The sequence below is a fragment of the Burkholderia seminalis genome (assembly GCF_001718535.1).
Taxonomy (GTDB): Bacteria; Pseudomonadota; Gammaproteobacteria; order Burkholderiales; family Burkholderiaceae; genus Burkholderia; species Burkholderia seminalis.
Genome location: NZ_CP013400.1, coordinates 1,767,876 through 1,789,681 on the forward strand (window position 1 = coordinate 1,767,876; position 21,806 = coordinate 1,789,681).

At 64.0% G+C, this 21,806-nt stretch carries 11 protein-coding genes; 3 read left to right on the forward strand and 8 right to left on the reverse strand.

Annotated features, from left to right (window positions below):
* Positions 1 to 127: 127 nt before the first annotated feature.
* The 8 genes from WJ12_RS36125 to WJ12_RS28630 form a co-directional block, all read right to left on the reverse strand.
* The gene (locus WJ12_RS36125; RefSeq protein ID WP_156444727.1) at positions 128 to 922 is read right to left on the reverse strand and encodes a hypothetical protein; all 795 of its coding nucleotides are present in this window, start codon (positions 920 to 922) and stop codon (positions 128 to 130) included.
* On the reverse strand, positions 907 to 3,840 hold the full coding sequence (locus WJ12_RS28600) for a glycoside hydrolase family 19 protein (RefSeq protein WP_083262756.1): 2,934 nt from the start codon (positions 3,838 to 3,840) through the stop codon (positions 907 to 909). Before WJ12_RS28600 ends, WJ12_RS36125 begins: the two co-directional genes overlap by 16 nt.
* Positions 3,841 to 3,900: 60 nt before the next feature.
* The gene (locus tag WJ12_RS28605) at positions 3,901 to 6,405 is read right to left on the reverse strand and encodes a type VI secretion system Vgr family protein (RefSeq protein ID WP_069245941.1); all 2,505 of its coding nucleotides are present in this window, start codon (positions 6,403 to 6,405) and stop codon (positions 3,901 to 3,903) included.
* Between the two features lie 784 nt (positions 6,406 to 7,189).
* Positions 7,190 to 8,293: a porin gene (locus WJ12_RS28610; protein WP_034187891.1), complete on the reverse strand. Its 1,104-nt coding sequence runs from the start codon at positions 8,291 to 8,293 to the stop codon at positions 7,190 to 7,192.
* 63 nt (positions 8,294 to 8,356) lie between these two features.
* Positions 8,357 to 8,776: a DoxX family protein gene (locus WJ12_RS28615; protein WP_034187892.1), complete on the reverse strand. Its 420-nt coding sequence runs from the start codon at positions 8,774 to 8,776 to the stop codon at positions 8,357 to 8,359.
* A 172-nt stretch (positions 8,777 to 8,948) separates the two neighbouring features.
* Complete coding sequence (locus tag WJ12_RS28620; RefSeq protein WP_059556637.1) at positions 8,949 to 10,226, reverse strand: cytochrome c; 1,278 nt, start codon at positions 10,224 to 10,226, stop codon at positions 8,949 to 8,951.
* A 2-nt stretch (positions 10,227 to 10,228) separates the two neighbouring features.
* The gene (locus WJ12_RS28625; protein ID WP_069245942.1) at positions 10,229 to 11,848 is read right to left on the reverse strand and encodes a GMC family oxidoreductase; all 1,620 of its coding nucleotides are present in this window, start codon (positions 11,846 to 11,848) and stop codon (positions 10,229 to 10,231) included.
* A complete protein-coding gene (locus WJ12_RS28630) occupies positions 11,848 to 12,354 on the reverse strand; it encodes a sugar dehydrogenase complex small subunit (protein ID WP_049028374.1) in 507 nt (168 codons plus the stop codon). The genes WJ12_RS28625 and WJ12_RS28630 overlap by 1 nt, the downstream gene beginning before the upstream one ends.
* 305 nt (positions 12,355 to 12,659) lie before the next feature.
* On the opposite strand from WJ12_RS28630, the gene WJ12_RS28635 reads away from it, so the two are divergent.
* From WJ12_RS28635 to WJ12_RS28645, 3 genes are all read left to right on the forward strand, one after another.
* Positions 12,660 to 18,695: an alpha-2-macroglobulin family protein gene (locus WJ12_RS28635; protein ID WP_059556639.1), complete on the forward strand. Its 6,036-nt coding sequence runs from the start codon at positions 12,660 to 12,662 to the stop codon at positions 18,693 to 18,695.
* Between the two features lie 10 nt (positions 18,696 to 18,705).
* Positions 18,706 to 20,943, forward strand: a complete 2,238-nt coding sequence (gene pbpC / locus WJ12_RS28640; RefSeq protein WP_034187897.1) for a penicillin-binding protein 1C — start codon at positions 18,706 to 18,708, stop codon at positions 20,941 to 20,943.
* Positions 20,944 to 21,102: 159 nt separating this feature from the next.
* A complete protein-coding gene (locus tag WJ12_RS28645; RefSeq protein ID WP_059556640.1) occupies positions 21,103 to 21,792 on the forward strand; it encodes a hypothetical protein in 690 nt (229 codons plus the stop codon).
* Positions 21,793 to 21,806 lie beyond the last annotated feature (14 nt).

The window sequence follows — 21,806 nt, forward strand, 5'->3', positions numbered from 1 at the left end:
TATCTCGGATATCCGAGTTCACGACAACAGAAATTCCATCCTATATTCATAATTTCACACCCCCACCTAACGCCATTCAATCTCAATACCTTACCCATCGACTCAGCATCTTTTAATGGAATCTGATCTACTCGCATATAGCCAAGTCTTCACATTTAATCCATTTGAGTATAGCACCATGCCGCCTCGTAAAATATTTTACAAGATACCAAAGGCCGTTTTCACTATTGAAATCTGCGAGCTGAACTCTATCCCCTCTCAGCAAATACATTTTTGCCAAGGAAGAACCCGAATGGTCATCGTATAATCCAGCCTTATCCGCAACAACCGTCGTAATTACCGGCGTGCGCTTCACATAGTCCCGCTGATTGGTGACGATTATTTTTTCAGAAATTTTCCCATCAGTGTACACAGAACGAGAAACCTCATCACATCCAACACACGCATCACTTATTGCGATTTGATATCCTCCATTCTCGAGTTTATAGACATCCTCATATTGCTTTCCATCAAACCGATACGAACTAATCAATCTACCTCCTTCGACTCGAAAATTACATATATCCCGATCCGAGAATCTCAAGACGGAAAATCTGCGCGACGTACGATCATAAGAGAAAAATTTCGAACAACCATCCGCCCCACCACTCGTGGCTGCAATTTCTTTACTTCCATCTTTATAAATATCAACAATAGCCAAATTCTCGTAACCGTCCTCAATGGCCTTTTTTAGATCGCCGGCTGGCTCAATGCTTCTGCACGTTGACGAACCGCTACAATCACGGATTTCCCCTTTTTTATTTATCGAGAGTCCATTGGAAATCTCAGCAGAAGCAACTGATGACACAATCACAAAGATCGCATAAATCAAGCCAAATTTTAGCAATATATTTATTTTTAAAATCATCAAACCAATCCCCACTCTTTCTTGATTCGATCAAAAAGCTCCTGACGCTCGGGCAATCCATTATGTCCACCATTAACGGCCAGCGTAACCAATCTGACATTATTTTTCTCGTGATCCACGATGATATTTATATCGCCCTTGGCGTCATATTTTTCCGAAATCGCTCCTTTGTTGCGCCAGTACCAGCAAGATGCGTCAATAGCGTTTTCCATATCGGTAGCAATAAGCTCAGGATCGGTTACAAAATCGATCCCCCTGTGAGCCGAGTATGCTGCATAGTTATTTTTCCATGTCAGTTGAATTATTCCCCTCCCCTTGTATTTCGGCCCATCCCCGAGATTAGTATTTCCATTTTTAATAGCATCCGGATGCACCCCGGGATTATAACCCTCGCCAGAGGCGAACTCTATTGTTGTCTCGAATCTAGCCGATTCATGGAAGCATTGCGCGAGAAAATGAGCTTTATGATAACAACCGACAATTCCATATTCCTTAAGTTTATTATTAAGCAGCGAAACGAATTTATATTTTTCGTATTTATATATATTCGGGTATTTTTCCGGAAACTCCTGCACAAAGGTCCTTGATCCGCCTTTCCCCGTAAACCAGTCTCCCGATTTTCCGTACATCTTTTCCAATAGCTCGACCGTAATTGCACAGCAATCCGTGTTCGCAAAATTCCCCAGCAACCCAATCGGATGGAAGTGCCAAGGCGAGAGGTCCGTAGGAAAGCCATCAACTCCCTTGACTTGTTCCCACCACTGAAGCTTGGCAAGCCGATCAAGTTCCGTCTTCCACATCTCGGTCTGTTTCTTCATGAGCGGGGTGAGTTCCTCCCACTTGCCCATACCGCCACCCCATTCGGTTTCATTGCGCACAACAAGGTGCGAAACCGCTTCAGCCATCCACCGCGTTTCCAGCGCATGCTTCAGTTCCTGTGCAGTCACCTTCCCGTCGTGGTTCGTATCGATCGCCGTTTCAAGTTTCGTGATGAGTTCGCCAGCGTTGACCTTCCCCGCCGCGCCCTTGAACTCGGTACCTTCCTCATCCGCCAGATATTGTTCGGTCGTATGGATATGGCGTTTGAACATGTCGGCAGGGCTGACGCTGCCGTTGTCGACCAATTCGAAACCCGGCCATTCCCAAGGGCTACGCAACTGCACGCCGTCATGACCGGTATCGCATACCCATCCTTGTCGTGCGGAACCGTCCTTCGAACCAATCGTGATGTTCCACCAGTGATGCCCCTTGTCGTCGATCGCGACATTGTCCGCCCCAAGCTTGTCGAGATCCGTACGGCGGAGCACATCCCGGAAATCCGCTCCCGGCCCGCTTGCCTTGGAAACGTCCAGCGGAAAGTTCTGCCATCCCGCGACATTCGACGTGCTGATCGTGTTCGCGAGACTGCTTTCAACCCACATCGGGTTCCCAACGTCCGCGAAGGTTTGTTTGGCCTTCTGCTTGCCTTTCGCGGGCACAGTCATCACGCTCTTTGGCTGCACCTTGATCCAGCGCGAACCCTTTGCGTCGCCTATCGGTACAAGCTTCAATCCGGATTGGGTCAGTTTCTGATCCGGCGCGGGCACTTCGCTGACCAGCTTGGCCCCCGGCTCGATTTCCAGAAGCGGTTTGTTTTTATCGTTCAATTCTTTCGCGCGCGCACGGCTTTGATCGATGAAGTCTTTCAGGTCCGGCCCCGCGAACACTTCGAGATGCAACATCGGATAGTTCGGCTTCGGCGGTATCGGGCTCGCCTTACTGGGCCATTGATACTGGCCGACATGCGCGACGACTTCGCCTGCCTTGACGCGCTGCGGCTCCTTCAGGATCACTACCGTATCGAGCGGTTTCGGATCGACAACAGCGTCCAGGTCCCCTTTGAACACGTAGCTCCACGGCGCTTGGGGGGACACCGGCTTACCGACTTCGGCAGACAAAACCGTGCCCGATTTAATGGACTTGATCTTGATCCAGTCCAAGTGTGTGGGATCGCCTTCGCCCGCAACGATTTCGGCCCCCATCGGTAATATCCCGATAATCTTGCTCTTTCCGTTCGGCAACTCTCGAATGTGCAAGCCTGCCTCCGGTGCTGGAGGAGTGGCATCTTGACCGCTATCTGCGGGCGGAGGCTCGTTCTGGTTCGTGTTGTTGACAGGCAGATCGTCGGCACCATTGATCCGCTTCGCGGATGGCTGCGCAGGCGCCTTCCGCTTCGGAACGGTTTGCTTGTCCTTCGCCTTGCCGCCCACTCGATAGTAGCGATCGCCTTCCCAATACGACATCGGTACCGGAAGCGCCGGGTCAGGCTTCGGGTTCGATTTCGCCTGTTCAATTGCTTTCTGATAGCTGGCCCAATCCATCGTGTGCATGTACAGGCTGAAGAACACGAGGGATTTGTCGTTCGCCGGTTTGCCGTTGGACGGCGCGTTATTGGCAGGGGCGGCTGTCGGGGGCGCGGTATCAGTCGATGCAGGCGCGGGGGCCGATGCGGGAGCCGATTTCGCGGATTCCTTCGCGGCCGGCTTCGGCGGCAACTTCAGTTCGTGGCGGACCAGTACAAAGCCGGTCGAGTAGTGCGCCCGACCAGCATTGTTCGGGTACGTCGTTTCCTCGTATTTCGCGTTCAGCCGATACGCCACGATTTTGCCGTCCGCAATCGCGCGCACGCCGCTGTCCTGCTTCAGCATTTCCGCGCTGCCGTCGGCGAAGTGCACGCCACCGTGCCACATGCCGCTGACGCCGAGCGGATAAAAGCCGTTTTCGCACTTGGCCAGCGCCCTGAAATAGGTCATCGGGTCGGCCGCGTCGTTCTTGCCTACCGGCGTGAACGGGTAGGCCCAGCTCAGTGCCGTATCCGCCGGTTCCGCAGGTTTGGCGGCCGATTTTGGGGCGGACGCCGGATGGTGCTTCTTTTTAGGCATTGTCTTGCTCATGATTCCCGACTCGGATTCGGTTTCAGGATTTTTTGTATTGGAACGATCCCGCCGCGCGGTTTAACCGGAGAACACGGTGAAACGACCGCCGTCGGCCGATACCGGCGACGAATGCAGCGGGTTTCGCAGCGCGCCGCTTGCCGCTCCCGCTTTCTCCCAATCCGCACACTTTTCTACAATCTGGCCGGAGGTTGCGTTCTCGATCATGTTCGCCGTCAGTTTGATGTACGAACCATTTGCGCCGATCCAGATTTCGTCAGCCGACAGATACATCCTCTTGCCCGCCGTAATTTTCACGTCTTGCGATGCGGCCAAGCTCATCGAATCGTTCTGCGCCTGAAGGTCTATCGGCCCGCTCCCCGCGTAGATCTTGACACCGAGTTTTTCCGCAAAGAGGCTGATTCGCTCCAGCACACTGGCGAGCAATGCTCGCCCGGCCGCGAGGTTGATGTTCTCGCCGGCAACCACATTGGCTTGCTTGTTTGCCGTAACGTGTGCCGACCCTTGTGTCGATACGGCAATGCCTTCCGGACTCGACAGCAGCATGATCGGCTTCGCGAAGCCGTTCGCGTTGCCCGTGCCACCGCCTGCCGTGCGCCCACCCTTGATCGTGCCAGCCACCGGGTGCCGCGTTGCGTCCGTGAAAGTTTTCAGTGCATCGTGGCCGTCTTGCTGACTCTGCGCCCGATTCGTCTGGCTCGCCTGCGACGTCGTCGCCAGCATCGCTTCGGCGCGAGTAAGCTGTTCGGATGCCGCCGTCGCACGCATCGGTTGCGTGGCTGCCGGTTGCGTCGACACATAGAGCCCTTGTTCGGCCCGCACCGCACCGTAGCCCAATGACTTGAGGTCGAAGCCCTGTCCGATGAATGCACCGCGCGTGTTGCCCGAATGCTGGATCAGGTAGCCCAGGTGCAAATGCGAGCTGTAACTCGTCGAATACAAGTGCACGCGGTTCTGCCCGCTGGCGTCGTCCATCATCAGCTGGTTATAACCTTCGCCGCCGTATTCGCGCGACAACAAGCCCGAGGTCAGCCCGTGCGTGTGCCATTCCGGCATGCTTTCGCCACCGTGCATTCTCGACAGAATCACGGGGCGATCGCAATCACCGTTAACGAAGCCGATCAGGACTTCGTCGTTCTTGCGCAGCGGAAACATGCCGCCGCGCTTGTGGCCCGCATCGGGCATCGCCGCGCGTATCCACGCCGAGACGTTCTGGTCGCCGTCATTGAGTCGATCGGATGTCAATCGAACCTTCGCTCGCAACATCGCATCCGTATGGATTTCCTCGCTGCCCGGTCCGCCGACAATGCCGGTCTGAAGCTGCATGACGGGCCTCTTGTGTTCGAACGGACTGCGAAACGCGACGCGACGCCGCTGCGCTTCGATTTCGACGTGGAAAAATCCAACGCCACCGTCGGTATGGCGCACCACCGAACCTGCACCATTCGTACGCACTTGCTCGACCTCCGCGCGCACGCTCTTGCGAAAGCGCATCAGGTTTTCCAGCCCCGGCACGTTATTCTGGATGAGCCAGCTCACGGAAAGAATCGCCATCTCGCGATCCTGTTCCAACTGCGCATCGTGCACCGGGTGCCCGGTCAGCAGACCATAGCGACCCGGCCATGCGCAACGCAGCGCGCCCACTCCGTAGAAGCGCTGAGCGCGTGAGCGCCATTCCTCGGCGATAAAGTTCGCTTGAGCCTCGCCCATGTCGCGATCCGACCACGTGTGCGACCCCGTGTATTCGTATTGCTCGCCCAAGCCTGGAACATCGTCGAGATCGAATGCGGGCATCGTGACGTGTTTGGAAAGATCCGGACGCTTGTAATCGAACGTGCCCGTGTCGAGTTCGGCGGACTGGATTTCTTGCGAATCGATCCATTCGCTCAGGCCGTCGAATTCCTCGTCCTGCACCGAACCGCTAAACGAGATGGTCCTGCGCTTCAATTCGGGAACTGAAAAAAGGTCGTCCATGATGACGACCCGATGCGACTTGCCGTCCGGTGCAATGTCGAAACGCGGAAACAGGCCGAGTTCCTCGAACGTGCGGTGGACGTAGTTCCAGTCGGATTCCCATTGCATGCGCTGAGAATACGAACGTAGCCCTCGACGCAATTGCCAGGTCACGTTACCGGATGCCTGCGGATACTTTGCGAGCACGTCGGACACGGTTTGCTGTGCGGGCGCCTCGACCCAGTCCCGACGGTCGCTGCCCAGCCGAAGCAGCGCGAGGAACGAATTGAACCGAAGCTGGTAGTAGGTGTTGGCACCGTCCGCGCCCAAGCGACTGAACGCAGTCACATAACCGTGAATCGGCATTTCGCTCCCGTCCGTCTGCCGAATCCACAGCGTCACGGATTGCCGAATCAGGGCCTTGGCCTGAATCAATTCGAGCCGGGTCGAGGTTGCATCGATCGTGAATTCGAAGTCTCGCCCCAAGCACGCACGCCCCCGGACATAGAGCGGAATCAACCGGTCCTCGCCAAGCGGCGTGTCAAGACGGACAATCCGTCCGTGTTGCGTGTATTGCGCGCGCAGCGCCTTGTTCAGCAAATCGGAAACCATCAGGCTACCCCGTACCATGTAGTAACAGAAACGACCGCCGGGCAACGCCACGAGCTGATTGCTATCTCGTCAAAAGAGGAAAAGGCCCGGAATTGCCACCACTGGTGAGAACCTTCGGGCACCGGCGCGATTCAAACCACTGAATCGGACCGAATCGGCATTCATCGCATCCAATCGTGATCCGTCCCGTCGTACGCTGATGATGCTTTCCCATTCAGCGTCGCAACGCGCCGGAATGAATCCCGCACAACTTACATCCTGCTTTCGATTGCGGCAATGTCGCGGGAAGCATCGGCTCGCGACTGGTCGAGCAGCTGCATTCGGCAGCGTCGGCAAAGTCGTGATTGCCGGGATGAAGATGGACATGGCATGCCGTACGGGCGCCAGCCTCGGTTTTCGTGCGGTAATGGTCGCCGGTGCACGATCTTCATGGACACGTCCGTGCTGTCGGCCGAACGGATCGAATAGTGGCGATATCAGTTGATAGCGACCAATCGCGGATCCGTTGTCTGCTTCGGATTTCCGGACCGTAAACGTTTCGGAGTGTGAATCCATCGAGTGCGCATCACCGGCAGCGCACTACTCAGGTACGCCATACGCTATGAGCGAACCGATGGCCGCTCGATGTACGGCAGCGATATAACAGCCGTCCCGGCTCGCAAGATGCATTCGAATTCCGCGTCGACACCAATATGCTCGCCGCAATCATCTTCGCAGTCGCCGTAAACGCAAAAAAGGCACGGGTGCGACCACCCGTGCCTTTTACGTATCTGCCGTTGCCCGCTTAGAACGTATGCATCATCCCCACATACGCCCCCGTCTGCGACTCGCCCGCCAGCGGGCTCGTGCCCGACGTCGCATCGCGCGGCGTCGCGAGCAGCGAGAAGTTCGAATTCCCGCCGTTGCGCACATACGCGACCGTGCCGTATAGGAACGTGCGCTTCGACAGGTTGTACGTGGTGCCGAGCACGTACATCATCGCGTGCCCCGACGGATCGTGCGATGCGTCGCTGCCGCCGTCGCCCACCTTCACGTAATAGCCGCCGGCCGTCACGGCCCATTGCGGATTCGCCGCATAGGTCGCGCCGAGCCAGTAGTGATCGGCGCGATCGGCCACGCCGGCCGGGCTGTCCGGCGCCTGGTAGTGCGTATACGCGCCCTGGATCTTGAACTTCTGCACCTTCACGTTCGCGCCGACGAAATACTCGCGCGACGCGGTGAAGATGTTGCTGAACTTGCCGTTGTTGTCGCGCAGTTCGTCGTAGATGCCGCGTACGTCGAGCACCGGCGAATGGTACGAGATCATGATCCCGTCCGAGCGGCCGAAATCGTCGGCCGCGCCGTAGTTGAAGCCGCGCGACTGGTTGCCGAACGCATACTGCGCCTGCACGTCGAAGCCGCCGATCACCGGGCTGTGATATTCGATGTTGTTGCTGCTCTGCTGCCAGTTGCGGCCACGCACGAGCGACGCCGACGAAAACGCCTGCTGAACGAACGGGTCGAATTCCCACACGCCGTCGCTGTCGATGAACAGGTTGCGGCCGGCCTGCAGCTGGCCCCACGTGTTGCTCTTCAGCCCGACATACGCGCGCCGCGACCACATGCGACCGCCGCCGGTCGTGCCGTTCATCACCTGGAATGCGGTTTCCAGGTTGAAGACCGTCGACAGCCCGCCGCCGAGATCCTCGACGCCCTTCAGGCCGAACATGCTGGTGCCCCAGTCGCCGCCTTCCGCGCTCCAGCGCGACTTGCTGCCGTTCGGCGTCGCGATGTGATTCAGGTATTCGATGCCGCCGTCGATCCGGCCGTACAGCGTCACGCTCGTCTGTGCAAAGGCGGCCGCCGGTGTGGCGGCCGCGATCAGCCATGCGAAATGTTTAAGTCGCAAAATGATGCCCCCTCGGAGTCTCGACCTTCCCGCGCGCGCCCCATGCGCGCGCCCAGGGTCCGTTTATCCGCGATCGATCGAATATCGGCCGGGGCCCGCTGCGCACAGTGCAAGCAAGCCGCCCGCGATCGCGATGTTCTTGTAGAAATGAATCATGTTGTTGATCTGCTCGCCGCCCGTCATCGTCCAGTAGTGGTGGCCGATGATGCCGGTGCCGATCGTATAGAGCGCCAGCAGCAGCGCGAGCGGGCGCGTCTGGAAGCCGACCAGGATCGCGATGCCGGCGAACAGCTCCATCACGACGGAGATCGCCGCGGACACGATCGGCGCGGGCGCGCCCTCCGAACCCATGAACGCGATCGTACCGGAGAAGTCGACGATCTTCTTCCAGCCGAACATCACGAACAGGATCACGAGCAGGATTCGGGACAACAGCAGCAGCACATCGCGCTGGGACGCGAGAAACGGTTGATTCGGTGTCATGGTCTCGATCAACGAAAGCGATGCACGGTCTACGCGCACCGGATTGCCAACGATCCAGGACGGGCGGCCGCCTGCGCCGCCCGTCCCGCTCTGCAACAACCGGCATCGGGCCCGCCCGATGTGCTGTGCGCCTCCTCTTGTCTATTGTTGCCCTGCTTCGCCGCGCGCCGCGTCAGCGCAGCTTCGCGACGTCCTGCTCGGTCACCTTCGCGGCCGGATTGCCGAACTGCCCGGTCAGGTAGTTCGTCAGCGCGGCGATCTGCGCATCCGACAGCTCGTGGCGGAATGCCGGCATCCCGACATCCTCACTGCCGGCCTTGCGCTGCACGCCGTTCAGGATCACCTGCACGAGGTTGGTCGGATTCGACGCGCCGACCGTCGAGTTGTGGAACAGCGGCGGGTAATAACCGTCCGGCGTGCCCTTGCCCTGCATCTGGTGGCACGTCGCGCAGTTGCCGAGGTACAGCCGCGCCGGATCGATGCCCGACGACGCGAGCGCGACGCCGCGCAGCTTCAGCCCGTCCTCGGCCGGCTTGCCCCACGACGAGCGCGACTGCTTCGCGTCGCCGCTGGCCACCGCCGGCACCGTGCGGATGTACGTCGAGATCGCGCCGATGTCCGCTTCCGTCATCTTCGAGAAGCTGTGCTCGATCGCCTCGGCCATCGGGCCGGCCGCCTGCGCGAGGCCCGGCACGCTGCCGGTGCGCAGGTACTGGACGAGCTGCTGCTGCGTCCATCCGCCGATCCCCGCGTTCGGGTCGGACGTGATGTTGTAGCCGTCCCAGCCTGCGAGTACCGAACCCGACAGGAAGCTGCCGCCGGTTTCGTCGAGCGATTTCTCCTGCATCGCGATGCCGCGCGGCGTATGGCACGTGCTGCAGTGCGCGAGGCCCTGCACCAGATACGCACCGCGGTTCCATTCGGCGCTCTGCGCCGGCTTCGGCTGGTACACGCCGTCCTTCAGGAACAGCCAGTTCCAGACCTTCAGCGGCCAGCGCATGCTCAGCAGCGCGGGGATCTCGTTCTTCGGCGGCGCCTGCTTGACCGGCTCGACACCGTGCATGAAGTACGCGTACAGCGCCTGCACGTCGTCGTCGTTGATCTTCGCGTACGACACGTACGGCATCGCCGGGTACAGGTTGTCGCCGTTCTTCGAGACGCCGTGGCGCACCGCGCGCTCGAAGTCGTCGAACGTCCAGTTGCCGATGCCGGTATCCGGATCGGGCGTGATGTTGCTCGTATAGATCTTGCCGAGCATCGGCACCGGCATGCCAAGACCGCCCGCGAACGGCTTGCCGCCCTTTGCAGTGTGGCAGGCCATGCAGTCGCCCGCGACCGCGAGGTATTCGCCGCGCTTGACCTGCGCGGGATCGGCCGAATCGGCCGCGCGTGCGAGGCCGGGCAGCGCGAGGCAGCCGGCCAGGAGGAAGGTGAGAGTAGATTTCCGCACGGTCAGACTTCCTTCTTCAGCGTGTCCGACATCCGCAGCGCGAGCGCCGCGATCGTCAGCGTCACGTTCACCGTACCGACGGTCGGCATCGTCGAGCTGCTCGAGATGAACAGGTTCGGATGGTCGAACGTGCGGCAGTCCTTGTCGACGACCGAGTCGCGTGCATCCGCACCCATGATCGTCGCGCCCGTGATGTGGTTGTTCGGCGCGAACTCGTCGTTGAAGACGACGTCGGTGCCGCCGAGCACCTTCGCGGCGGTCGCGTAGACCTCGCGCGTATGCACGGCGCCGCGCTTCACGTAATCGTCGATCGCATACGTGATCTCGGGGCGCGGGATGCCGATCGCGTCGGTGGCCGTCTTGCTCGGCACGATGCGGTTCTCGGGCTGCGGCAGAATTTCGTGGAAACAGTCGAACTGCACGTAGCGCGCGGAACGATCGCGGATCTGCGCGTCGAGCTCCTCGGGCTTCATCAGCTTGCCGGCCTTGAAGATCTTCTGCGTCTCCTGGTTGATGCGCGACATGTTCGACAGGTGGATCTTCTTCGCGGCTTCGGTCGCGCGGAACGGGCCGTCGCGGAAGCCGATCAGCGACGTCATCTCCTGCGGGCCGCGGCCCGGCCACAGCTTCTCGTTCGCGTAGAACGACACGCCGGTGCCCGGATGGTCCATCAGGTTGCGGCCGACCATGTCGGAGCTGTTCGCGACGCCGTTCGGGAAATCGCGGTTCGCGGACATCAGCAGGATCTTTGGCGTCTCGATGCCGTTCGCGGCAATCACGAAGTACTTGCCCTCGACGCGATGGTCGGCGCCGGTCTTGTCCTTGTAGATCGCGGCGACGATGCGCTTGTCCGGCCCCGTCTCGAGCTTGTAGACGACCGCGCTGTCGATCAGCTTCGCGCCGGCCTGCTCGGCCTTCTCGACGTGCACGATGCCGTTGTACATCGCGCCGATCGGGCAGATTGGCATGCAGTTGTTGTTCCCGCAACAAGTCGGCCGGCCGTCGTACGGGCGGCTGTTGCGCGCGACGGGCTCGGTCACCACGTGGAACTTCGGGTCATAGCCGTTGAGCGCGCTCTTGATCGTCTGCTCGTTGAACGACAACGGCAGCGGCGGCATCGGGTACGGCGCCTTGCGCGGCGAGTACAGGTCTTCCTCGAGGCCCGGGCCCCACACGCCGAGTTCCTCCTCGGCGCGCTGGTACCAATGCTCGAGGTCGTCGTACTGGATCGGCCAGTCGCGGCCGACGCCGTACACGGTCTTCATCTTGAAGTCGTTCGGGATGAAGCGCCACGCCGACGCGGCCCAGTGCCACGTCGTGCCACCCACCGCACGGATGTACTGCGAGTTGAACTTGTGCTCGCCCTTCAGGATCAGGTAGTCGTTCGGCGGGCCGTATTCCGGATGCGGCGCCCATGCGCTCGACGGGTACGGCGCCATGAAATCGGTCTTGTCGACCTGGTTGCGAAAGCGCTCGACGATGTCGCCGCGCGGCATGCGCGGGCCGGCTTCCAGCAGGATCACGGACTTGCCGGCCATCGCGAGCTGGTGGGCAACGATCGCGCCTGCGACACCCGATCCGACGACGACGACGTCGGCTTTTTGCGTATCGGTATCGGCCATCAGGCTTGCCTCTCGATCGGTTTTTCGGCCCAGAAGCCGGGTTTGTTGGGGCAATACGAGGGAATCACGAGCGTATCGGAGACGACGCTGAACATTAATGCTTCTTCGTAGGTAATCACGACGTTGTCGACGATGCCGAGATACCACGCTTCAAGAATCTTCAGCGCGAGCGCCTCCTGATCGGGGTTCAGCGAACCGGACGCAAGTGCGCCGGCGAGTTGCGGCAGGCTGTCGGCCGTCTTGAACGAGCCCTTCTGCAAGGCCTGCAGGAAGCGTTCGCCGAGCACGCGGCTCAGCCCCTTCTTGCCGGTCAATGCTTCCGAGAGCGTCATGAACGTATCGAGCGGCGCTGTGCCGGGATCGTCGGCCAGGGCCCGCAACGCCAGCGAGCCGGTGAGGCCCGCCGCCGTCAGCGCCAGTGCGCCCTGCAGCCATTGACGCCGTGTGATGCCGCTTGCGGTTGCGTCGCTTTCGCGACGCGAGTGGGGAGTGTTGTCGTTGTGCATGTTTCCTTCTCTCGAACACCGGATTCGGGAAAACCACGCTTGATATTTCTCAAACATTGGCGCGGACCTGAAATGTACGCGCACAAATCGGATCGAACAATCTTTTTATAGTCCATTTAATGTTCCGCAATCCGAGACAATCGAAATTTCGATGCATTTTTGTGTCGTCGGCGCGACAAATCTGCGGCGCGCAACCCCGGTGTCGCATGCCGGCGACACCCCGCGCGCCGCGATGCGCGCGCATGACGGTCGGTTAGAATCGCGTGCAATCAAACAGAAAGCTTCCCTCCGAGGGCAATCGAGCGATGAAGCAGCACGACAAACACAACAAAGCCGATCGAACCGACCGCACCATCCGGCTGCTCTGGCGCCTCGGCGCCGTCGCGGCGCTCGGCGGCGCAGCGGCGCTTTCGCTGCACGCGGGCGCGGCGCGCACGGTGAGCGTGTCGCCGCAAGGCACCGTCACCGAAGTCCGGCAGAGCGTCGTCAAGTTCGACGAACCGATGGTCGCGTTCGGCTCGGCCTCCGCGCCGAACCCCGCCCGCGTGACCTGTAACGACTCGACGGCCGCGCGCGGCCAGGGTCACTGGCTCGACGACAAGACCTGGGTTTACGACTTCGAAAACGACCTGCCGCCCGGCGTGCGCTGCTCGGTCGCGCTCAACGACACGCTGCGCTCGGTCGCCGGCAATGCAGCCAGCGGCCCGCGCCGCTTCACGTTCCAGACGGGCGGCCCGTTCCCGGTGTCGGTGCGCCCCGGCTCGCGGGAAATCGAGGAACACCAGGTTTTCGTGTTGAAGCTGAACGGCCCGGCCGAGCCGCGTTCGGCGCTCGCGAACATCTGGTGCGAAGCGGCGGGCATCGGCAACCGCATTCCGGTCACGGCCGCCGACGACGATACGCGCAACGCGCTGCTCGATCATTTCGGGTTCAAGAAGGAAGCCGCGCGCGTGCTGACGCTGTCGTGCTCGCAGGCGCTGCCGGCCAGCGCGAAGATGCAGCTCGTCTACGGCAAGGGCGTCGCGAGCCCGAGCGGCATCGCGAACGAAACCGAACGCCGCTTCGATTTCACCGTACGCGCGCCGTTCGCCGCGAGCTTCTCGTGCGAACGCGAGAACGCGAAGGCGCCCTGCACGCCGCTGCGCCCGCTCACGCTGTCGTTCAATGCGCCGATCTCGCGCAAGAACGCCGAAGCGATCAAGCTGCGCGGCCCCGACGGCTCGCTGAGCCCGACCTTCGCGGCCGACGACCACAGCGAGGAAGTGACGACCGTCACGTTCAACCCGCCGCTGCCCGCGCAGGCCGGCCTGACGATCGAACTGCCGTCGGGCCTGCGCGACGTGACCGACCGCTCGCTGTCCAACGCCGACCTGTTCCCGCTGGCGACACGCACCGCGCCGATGCCGCCGCTCGCGAAATTCTCGTCGGGCACGTTCGGGATCGTCGAGCGCTTCGCCGAACCCGACACGCCCGCGCTCGTGCCCGTCACGCTGCGCAACGTCGAGGCCGACCTGCATATCGCGGGCCTCAACGCGGGCGGCGCGCAATTCGCGAACCTGAAGGTCGAGAACGATACGGCGATCCGCCAGTGGATGCGCACCGTCGACCGCTTCGACAACTGGTCGATGACGGCCGGCTCGATCGACAGCCAGATTCCCGGCCTGCTCGACCGCAAGGGCCAGCACCCCGTCTACGTGCCGCTCGAAGCCGGCGAAAAACAGCCCGCGCCGAAGAATCGCCGCATCGACGTGCGCTCGCTGTCGCTGCTCGAGGGCGAGCCCGGCGCGCAAACGCTGACGCTGCCGCGGGCCGATCCGAAGACGCTGCGCCCGTTCGAGGTGGTCGGCGTGCCGATCGACAAGCCCGGCTTCTACGTGCTCGAACTCGCGTCGCCCGCGCTCGGCCGCTCGCTGCTCGCGAAGCCGTCGAGCATGTACGTGCGCACCACCGTGCTCGTGACGAACCTCGGCGTGCACCTCAAACAGGGCCGCGAGAACAATCTCGTCTGGGTCACGACGCTCGACAAGGGCAAGCCGGTGCCGAACGCGCAGATCCGCGTGTCGGACTGCAACGGCGACGAAATCGCGGCCGGCACGACCGACGCGCAGGGCCTGCTGAAGATCGACGGGCCGTTCGAGCCGAAGCGCGCATGCAGCTCGTCGGAGCAGCGCTTCGACGACTACTTCGTGTCGGCGCGCGTCAACGATCCGAAAACGGGCCCCGACATGGCGTTCGTCAGCTCGGGCTGGAACCGCGGGATCGAATCGTGGCGCTTCAACGTGCCGACCGACACCGACAGCGCGCCGACCGTGCGTGCGCATACGGTGTTCGACCGCACGCTGCTGCGCGCCGGTGAAACCGTGTCGATGAAGCATTTCATCCGCACCGAGACGCTGCAGAGTCTCGCGTTCCCGTCGCAAACCCCGACGCGTGTGACGATCCGCCATCTCGGCACGGGCCAGACGTACAAGCTGCCGCTCACGTGGGCGGCCGACCATAGCGCGGACACGCAGTTCACGCTGCCGGCCGCCGCGAAGCTCGGCGAATACAGCGTCGAACTCGAAGGCGGCCCGGAAGATGCACCGACCGCCACCTACTACAGCGGCAGCTTCCGCGTCGAGGCGTTTCGCCTGCCGGTGCTGAAAGGCTCGATCGGCGCGCGCGACGCGCAGAAGAGCCCGCTCGTCGCCGCGAAGGAGGCGCCGCTCGCGGTGCAGATCGACTACGTGTCGGGCGGCGGCGCATCGAACCTGCCCGTGCAGGTATCGGCGCTGATGAAATGGGCATCGCCGCCGTTCGCCGATCGCTTCGAGGATTTCAGCTTCACGCCGTACCGTCCCGACTCGAGCGACGGCAACGCCGACGACGATTCGCAGGACGGCGACAACGCGTCCTCGTCGAACCACGATCCCGACGCGACGAAGCTGATCGCCGACAAGCTGCCGCTGACGCTCGACCGCAACGGCGCGGGCTCGGTCACGCTCAAGGGTCTGCCCGACGTCGACGCGCCGAAGCGCATCGCGCTGGAAGCGACGTTCGCCGATCCGAACGGCGAAGTGCAGACGATCCGCGGCGACACGATCCTGTGGCCGGCCGCGGTGGTGGCCGGCATCAAGGCCGGCCGCTGGGTGTCGGTCGGCCAGCGCGTGCCGGTGCAGGCACTGGCGGTCGATTTGCAGGGCAAGCCGCGCGCGTCCGTGCCGATCGAGATCAAGGGCGTCGCGCACATCACGACCTCGTCGCGCAAGCGGATGGTCGGCGGCTTCTATGCGTACGACAACAAGAGCGACACGCGCGAGCTCGGCGTGCTGTGCTCGGGCAAGACCGACGACAAGGGCCGCATGGCCTGCGACGCGACGCTCGAACAGGCCGGCAACGTGCAGTTGATCGCGGTCGCGAAGGACGGCGACGGCCGCACGTCGAATGCGTCGACGTCGGTGTGGGTCACGCGCGAGGACGAACTCTGGTTCGGTGGCGACAACACCGACCGGATCGACGTGATCCCCGAGAAAACGTCGTACGAACCGGGCGAAACGGCCCGCTTCCAGGTGCGGATGCCGTTCCGCTATGCGACGGCGCTCGTCGCGGTCGAACGCGGCGGCGTGATGGAAACGCACATCGTTGAGCTGAACGGCAAGAATCCGACCGTCGACCTGAAGGTCGGCGACTCGTGGGGGCCGAACGTGTACGTGTCGGTGCTCGCGCTGCGCGGCCGGATTCGCGAGGTGCCGTGGTATTCGTTCTTCACGTGGGGCTGGAAAGCGCCGGTCGAATGGGCGCGCGCGTTCTGGCGCGAAGGCCGCCACTATGAAGCGCCGACGGCGTTCGTCGACCTGTCGAAGCCCGCGTTCCGCTACGGTCTCGGCGAGATCAAGGTCGGCACGGGCGTCCATCGCCTCGGCGTGACCGTGACGACCGACGCGACGCGCTACACGGTGCGCGGCAAGGCGCAGGCGCACGTGAAGGTCACGCTGCCGAACGGCCAGCCTGCACCGGCCGGCACGCAGATCGCGGTCGCGGCCGTCGATGAGGCGCTACTCGAACTGATGCCGAACAACAGCTGGGACCTGCTCGACGCGATGCTGCGCCGGCGCGCGTACGGCGTCGAGACGGCCACCGCGCAGATGGAGATCGTTGGCCGCCGCCACTTCGGCCGCAAGGCCGTGCCGGCCGGCGGCGGAGGCGGCAGCGCGCCGACGCGCGAGCTGTTCGACACGCTGCTGCTGTGGAATCCACGCGTGACGCTCGATGCAAGCGGCAGCGCGACCGTCGAGGTGCCGCTGAACGACGCGCTCACGCGCTTCCGGATCGTCGCGATCGCGGCGGTCGGCCCCGACCGTTTCGGCACGGGCAGCACGTCGATCCGCAGCACGCAGGATCTGCAGCTGATCTCCGGCCTGCCGCCGCTCGTGCGCGAAGGCGACGCGTTCCGCGCGCAGGTCACGCTGCGCAACACGACCGACCGCGCGATGCAGGTCGTCGTGACGCCGCGCGTGACGGGTCTCGACGTCGCGCCGCAAACCGTGTCGCTCGCGGCCAATACGGCAACCGAGGTGGCCTGGACCATCACCGTGCCCGAGCAGGCGCTCGATGCGGCCGGTGCGCTGAACTGGCGCATCGAGGCGGCCGAGCAAGGCGGCAAGCGCGCGTCCGACGCGCTGGCGGTCGCGCAGAAGGTCGTGCCGGCCCTGCCGGTGACCGTGCAGCAGGCCACGCTCGCCCAGGTCGACGGCACGCTGACGGTGCCCGTGTCGGCCCCGGCCGGCGCCGTGAACAACGCGCGGGGTTCGCCGCGCGGCGGCATCGCCGTCTCGCTGCAGTCGAAGCTCGCCGACGGCCTGCCCGGCGTGCGGCGCTGGTTCGAGCGTTATCCGTACCGTTGCCTCGAACAACAAACGTCACGCGCGATCGGCCTGCGCGACCCGGCGCAATGGCAGGCGCTGATCGCCCGCATGCCGGTCTACCTCGACGGTGACGGGCTGGCGAGCTATTTCCCGCCGTCGTCCGACGATTCGCACCACGGCAGCCCGACGTTGTCGTCGTACCTGCTCGTGGTGTCGGACGAAGCCAGCCGCCTCGACCCGCGCTTCGCGCTGCCGGAAGACCTGCGCACGCAGCTCGAGGCCGGGCTTGCACGCTTCGTCGACGGCCGCATCGAGCGCAACGCGTGGGCGCCGCGCCAGGATCGCGACCTGCGCAAGCTCGCCGCGATCGAGGCGCTGTCGCGCTTCGGCGCCGCGCAGGGCCGCATGCTCGGCTCGATCGAGATCGCGCCGAACCAGTGGCCGACGTCGGCGGTGATCGACTATCACGCGATCCTGACGCGCGTGAAGGACATCCCGCAGCGCGACGAGAAACGCGCGCAGGTCGAACAGATCCTGCGGGCGCGCCTGACGTACCAGGGCACGCAGCTCGTGTTCTCGACCGCACGCGACGACGACCTGTGGTGGCTGATGACCAGCAACGAGACCAACGCCGCGCGTCTCGCGCTGGAATTCGCGGGCGACCCGGCATGGAAGGACGAGATGCCGCGGGTGACGGCCGGCCTGCTCGCGCTGCAGCGCCAGGGCGCATGGCAGACGACGACGTCGAACGCCCTCGGGCTGCTCGCGGTCGAGCGCTTCTCGCGCACCTACGAGAGCACGCCGGTCGCCGGCGCGACGAAGGTCGCGCTCGGCGGCGACGAGCGTTCGATCTCGTGGTCGCAGGCGCCGGCGCCTGCCGACGCACCGGTGTCGTCCACCGCCGCGACCCGCGCCGCCGCCGCGCGCAGCGTGATGCTGCCGTGGCCGCGTGCGTCGCAGGGGCCAGCCACGCTGTCCGTCACGCAGGACGGCACGGGCCGCCCGTGGGCGACGGTCGAGAGCCTCGCGGCCGTGCCGCTGCGTGCGCCGTTCGCGGCCGGCTACCGGATCACGAAGACCGTCACGCCCGTGTCGCCGGCCGTCAAGGGCGTGCTGACGCGCGGCGACGTCGTGCGCGTGCATCTCGACATCGATGCGCAGAGCGACATGACGTGGGTCGCCGTCAACGATCCGATCCCGGCCGGCGCGACGATCCTCGGCTCGGGCCTCGGCCGCGACTCCGAAGCGGCAACGCAGGGCGAGAAGACGCCGGACGGCGCATGGCCGGCATTCATCGAGCGCGATTTCGACGGCTACCGCGCGTACTACGACTATCTGCCGAAGGGCAAATTCTCGGTCGAGTACACGGTGCGGCTGAACAACGTCGGCACGTTCGGGCTGCCGCCGACGCGCGTCGAGGCGCTGTACGCGCCGTCCGTCCACGGCCTGTGGCCGAACCCGCCGATGACCGTGAAGGCGCCCGACGCGGGCAAGTAACGAGACCGTGATGATCGATCTGGCATGGCCGCGGCCGGCGCGTTTCGCCGGCCGCGTATTCGTCGCCGTCGTGCTGGCCGCGCCGCTGGTTGCACATGCGCTGCCCGGCTACGACGACGTGCGCCGCAACTGGCGCAGTTCCGACTGGGTGCTGCTCGCGCGCGACGGCACGCCGTTGCAGCGCACGCGCGTCGACCTCGCCGAACGGCGCGGCGACTGGGTATCGCTCGCGGATGTCTCGCCCGCGTTCCGCGAGGCGATCGTCGTGTCCGAGGACAAGCGCTTCTACGAACACAGCGGCGTCGACTGGCGCGGGATCGCCGGCGCCGCGTGGGGCAACCTGTGGAACGAGCGCACGCGCGGCGCGTCGACCGTCACGATGCAGCTCGCCGGGCTGCTCAGCGATTCGCCGCGCCGCTCGGGCCAGCGTTCGCTGCCGCAAAAGGCCACGCAGGCGATGAACGCGCTGCTGCTCGAACGCGGCTGGCGCAAGGACCAGATTCTCGAGGCCTACCTGAACCTGGTGCCGTTCCGCGGCGAGACGGTCGGGCTCGGCGCGCTGTCGCAGGTGCTGTTCGGCAAGGCGCCGTCGGGCCTCGACGCGCGCGAGGCGGCGATCGCGGCTGCGCTCGTGCGTGCGCCGAACGCGGCGCCCGCGAAGATCGCCGAACGTGCGTGCCGGATCCTGCGCGACATGCACGCCGAACCGGCGTGCGCATCGCTCGACGGTTACGTGCAGCTCGTCGTTGCGCGCCCCGCCAGCGCCGTGCGCGATGACGGCGCCGCCCTCGCCCCGCACTTCGCGCGGCGCATCGCGGCCGAGGTCAAACCGGCGGCCGGCGCGCAGGTCCGCACGACGCTCGATGCGCCGCTGCAGCGCTTCGCGCGCGACACGCTGATGCGCGCGCTGACCGAACTCAATGCGCCCGCGCACCGGCGCAACGTGCAGGACGGCGCGGTCGTCGTGATCGACAACGCGACCGGCGAGATTCGTGCATGGGTCGGGTCGTCGGGCGCACTGTCGAGCGCGCGCGACGTCGATGCCGTGCTCGCACCGCGCCAGGCCGGCTCGACGCTCAAGCCGTTCCTCTATGCACAGGCGCTCGACGAGAAACGGCTGACGGCCGCGTCGCTGCTCGACGATGCGCCGATCAACCTCGCCGCCGGCGGCGGCCTGTACATTCCGCAGAACTACGACAAGGATTTCAAGGGCTGGGTAAGCGTGCGCAGCGCGCTCGGCGGCTCGCTGAACGTGCCGGCCGTGCGCACGCTCGTGCTCGTCACGCCGCACCGCTTCGCGCGCACGCTGACCGCACTCGGCCTGCCGCTCGCGCAGGAAGGCGACTACTACGGCTTCAGCCTCGCACTCGGCAGCGCCGACGTCACGCTGCTCTCGCTGACCAACGCCTATCGCGCGCTTGCGAACGGCGGCGTCGCGCGCAAGGTCGTCGACCTGCCGGCCGCGGCACCGGCATCCGGCGCATCGACGCCCGCCGGGACGAATGACGGCACGCGCGTGTTCAGCGAGGCGGCCAGCTTCATCGTCACCGACATCCTGTCCGACAACAACGCGCGCGTGCGCACGTTCGGCTTCGACAACCCGCTCGCGACGCGCTTCTTCTCCGCCGTCAAGACCGGCACGAGCAAGGACATGCGCGACAACTGGACCGTCGGCTACACGTCGCGCTATACGGTCGGCGTGTGGGTCGGCAATGCGGACGGCTCGCCGATGTGGGACGTGTCGGGTGTCACGGGCGCGTCGCCCGTGTGGTCGGCCGTCGTCGGTTATCTGCACCGCGACCTGCCGAGCCGCGCGCCGCGCGCGCCGGCCGGCGTCGAGACGCGCCGCATCGCGTTCGAGCGCGACATCGAGCCTGCACGCAACGAGTGGTTCCTCGCCGGGACGGCGGTCGACACGATCCGGCTCGCGGCGCCCGTCGCGCCGGGCAAGGACGGCGCGCGCGCGCCGCTGACGATCGGCGCGCCGACCGACGGCACGATCTTCGCGATCGACCCGGACATTCCGCCGAGGAATCAGCGCATCTGGTTCGAGCGCTCGGCCGGGCGCGCGACGAAGTTCGCATGGCGGCTCGACGACAAGGTGATCGGGCATGCCGACCGTATCGCATGGCTGCCGTGGCCGGGACGGCACCGGCTCGAGCTCGTCGACGCACGCGGCAACGTCGCGGATGCGATCAGCTTCGAGGTGCGCGGCGCGTTCGCGAAGACGGCCGCGCGCAAGCCCTGAGCACGTGAACCGGCCAACCCCGGTGCAGAGGCATGTGCGTCGCTGTCGTCGCGACCGGGTCAAACGAGCCAGCAGCGCGCCGATCCGGGGCCTAGAATGAGAACAGCGCCGCCTTCCCGACGCGCACCGGTTGCCCCATTCTTCCGATCGTCCGCGACCATGAACATTCGCTACGAACGCTTCACCCGCCCCGCGCTGGGCGTCTTGTGCGTCGCAACGCTCGCCGCCCTCCAGGCGTGCAACGGCGATGCCTGCTTCGGCGTCGATGTCTGCTTCAACAACAATACGCAAACCGTCGCGCTGTCGGGTACGGCCGCGACGGGCGGCGCGCTCGCGAGCGCGCAGGTGACGGTCAGCTGCGCGGCCGGCTCGGCGACGACGCTGACGGACGGCGGCGGCAACTACCGCGTGACGCTCAACGCGACGCTGCCGTGCGTGATCACCGTGGCGTCGGGCGGCACGCGCCTTCATTCGCTCGCGTATGCAGGCGGCACCTTCAATACGACGCCCGAGACCGAGTTGATGCTGGTCTATCTCGCGGCCCAGCTCGGCACGAACACGGCCGGACTGATCGGTCATTTCCAGGGCAGCCTGCACGATCAGCAGGTGATGAACGACCCGAACGCGGTCCAGGCCGCGCAATCGGCCGTCGTGTCGAACCTGCAGCAGCGCTATGCGGTCACGCTCGCGGCGCCGGCGTTCCTGACCACATCGTTCGTGGTCGGGCAACCGGGCGTCGACAGCGACCTCGTCGCACTGGCCAAGGCCGGCGCGATCGACTCGAACGGACAGCCGGATCCGGTTGCCGTTTCGCTGTTGCAGCAGGCCGGCGCCGCGCATCCGCTGTAACGGGCGCGACGGGA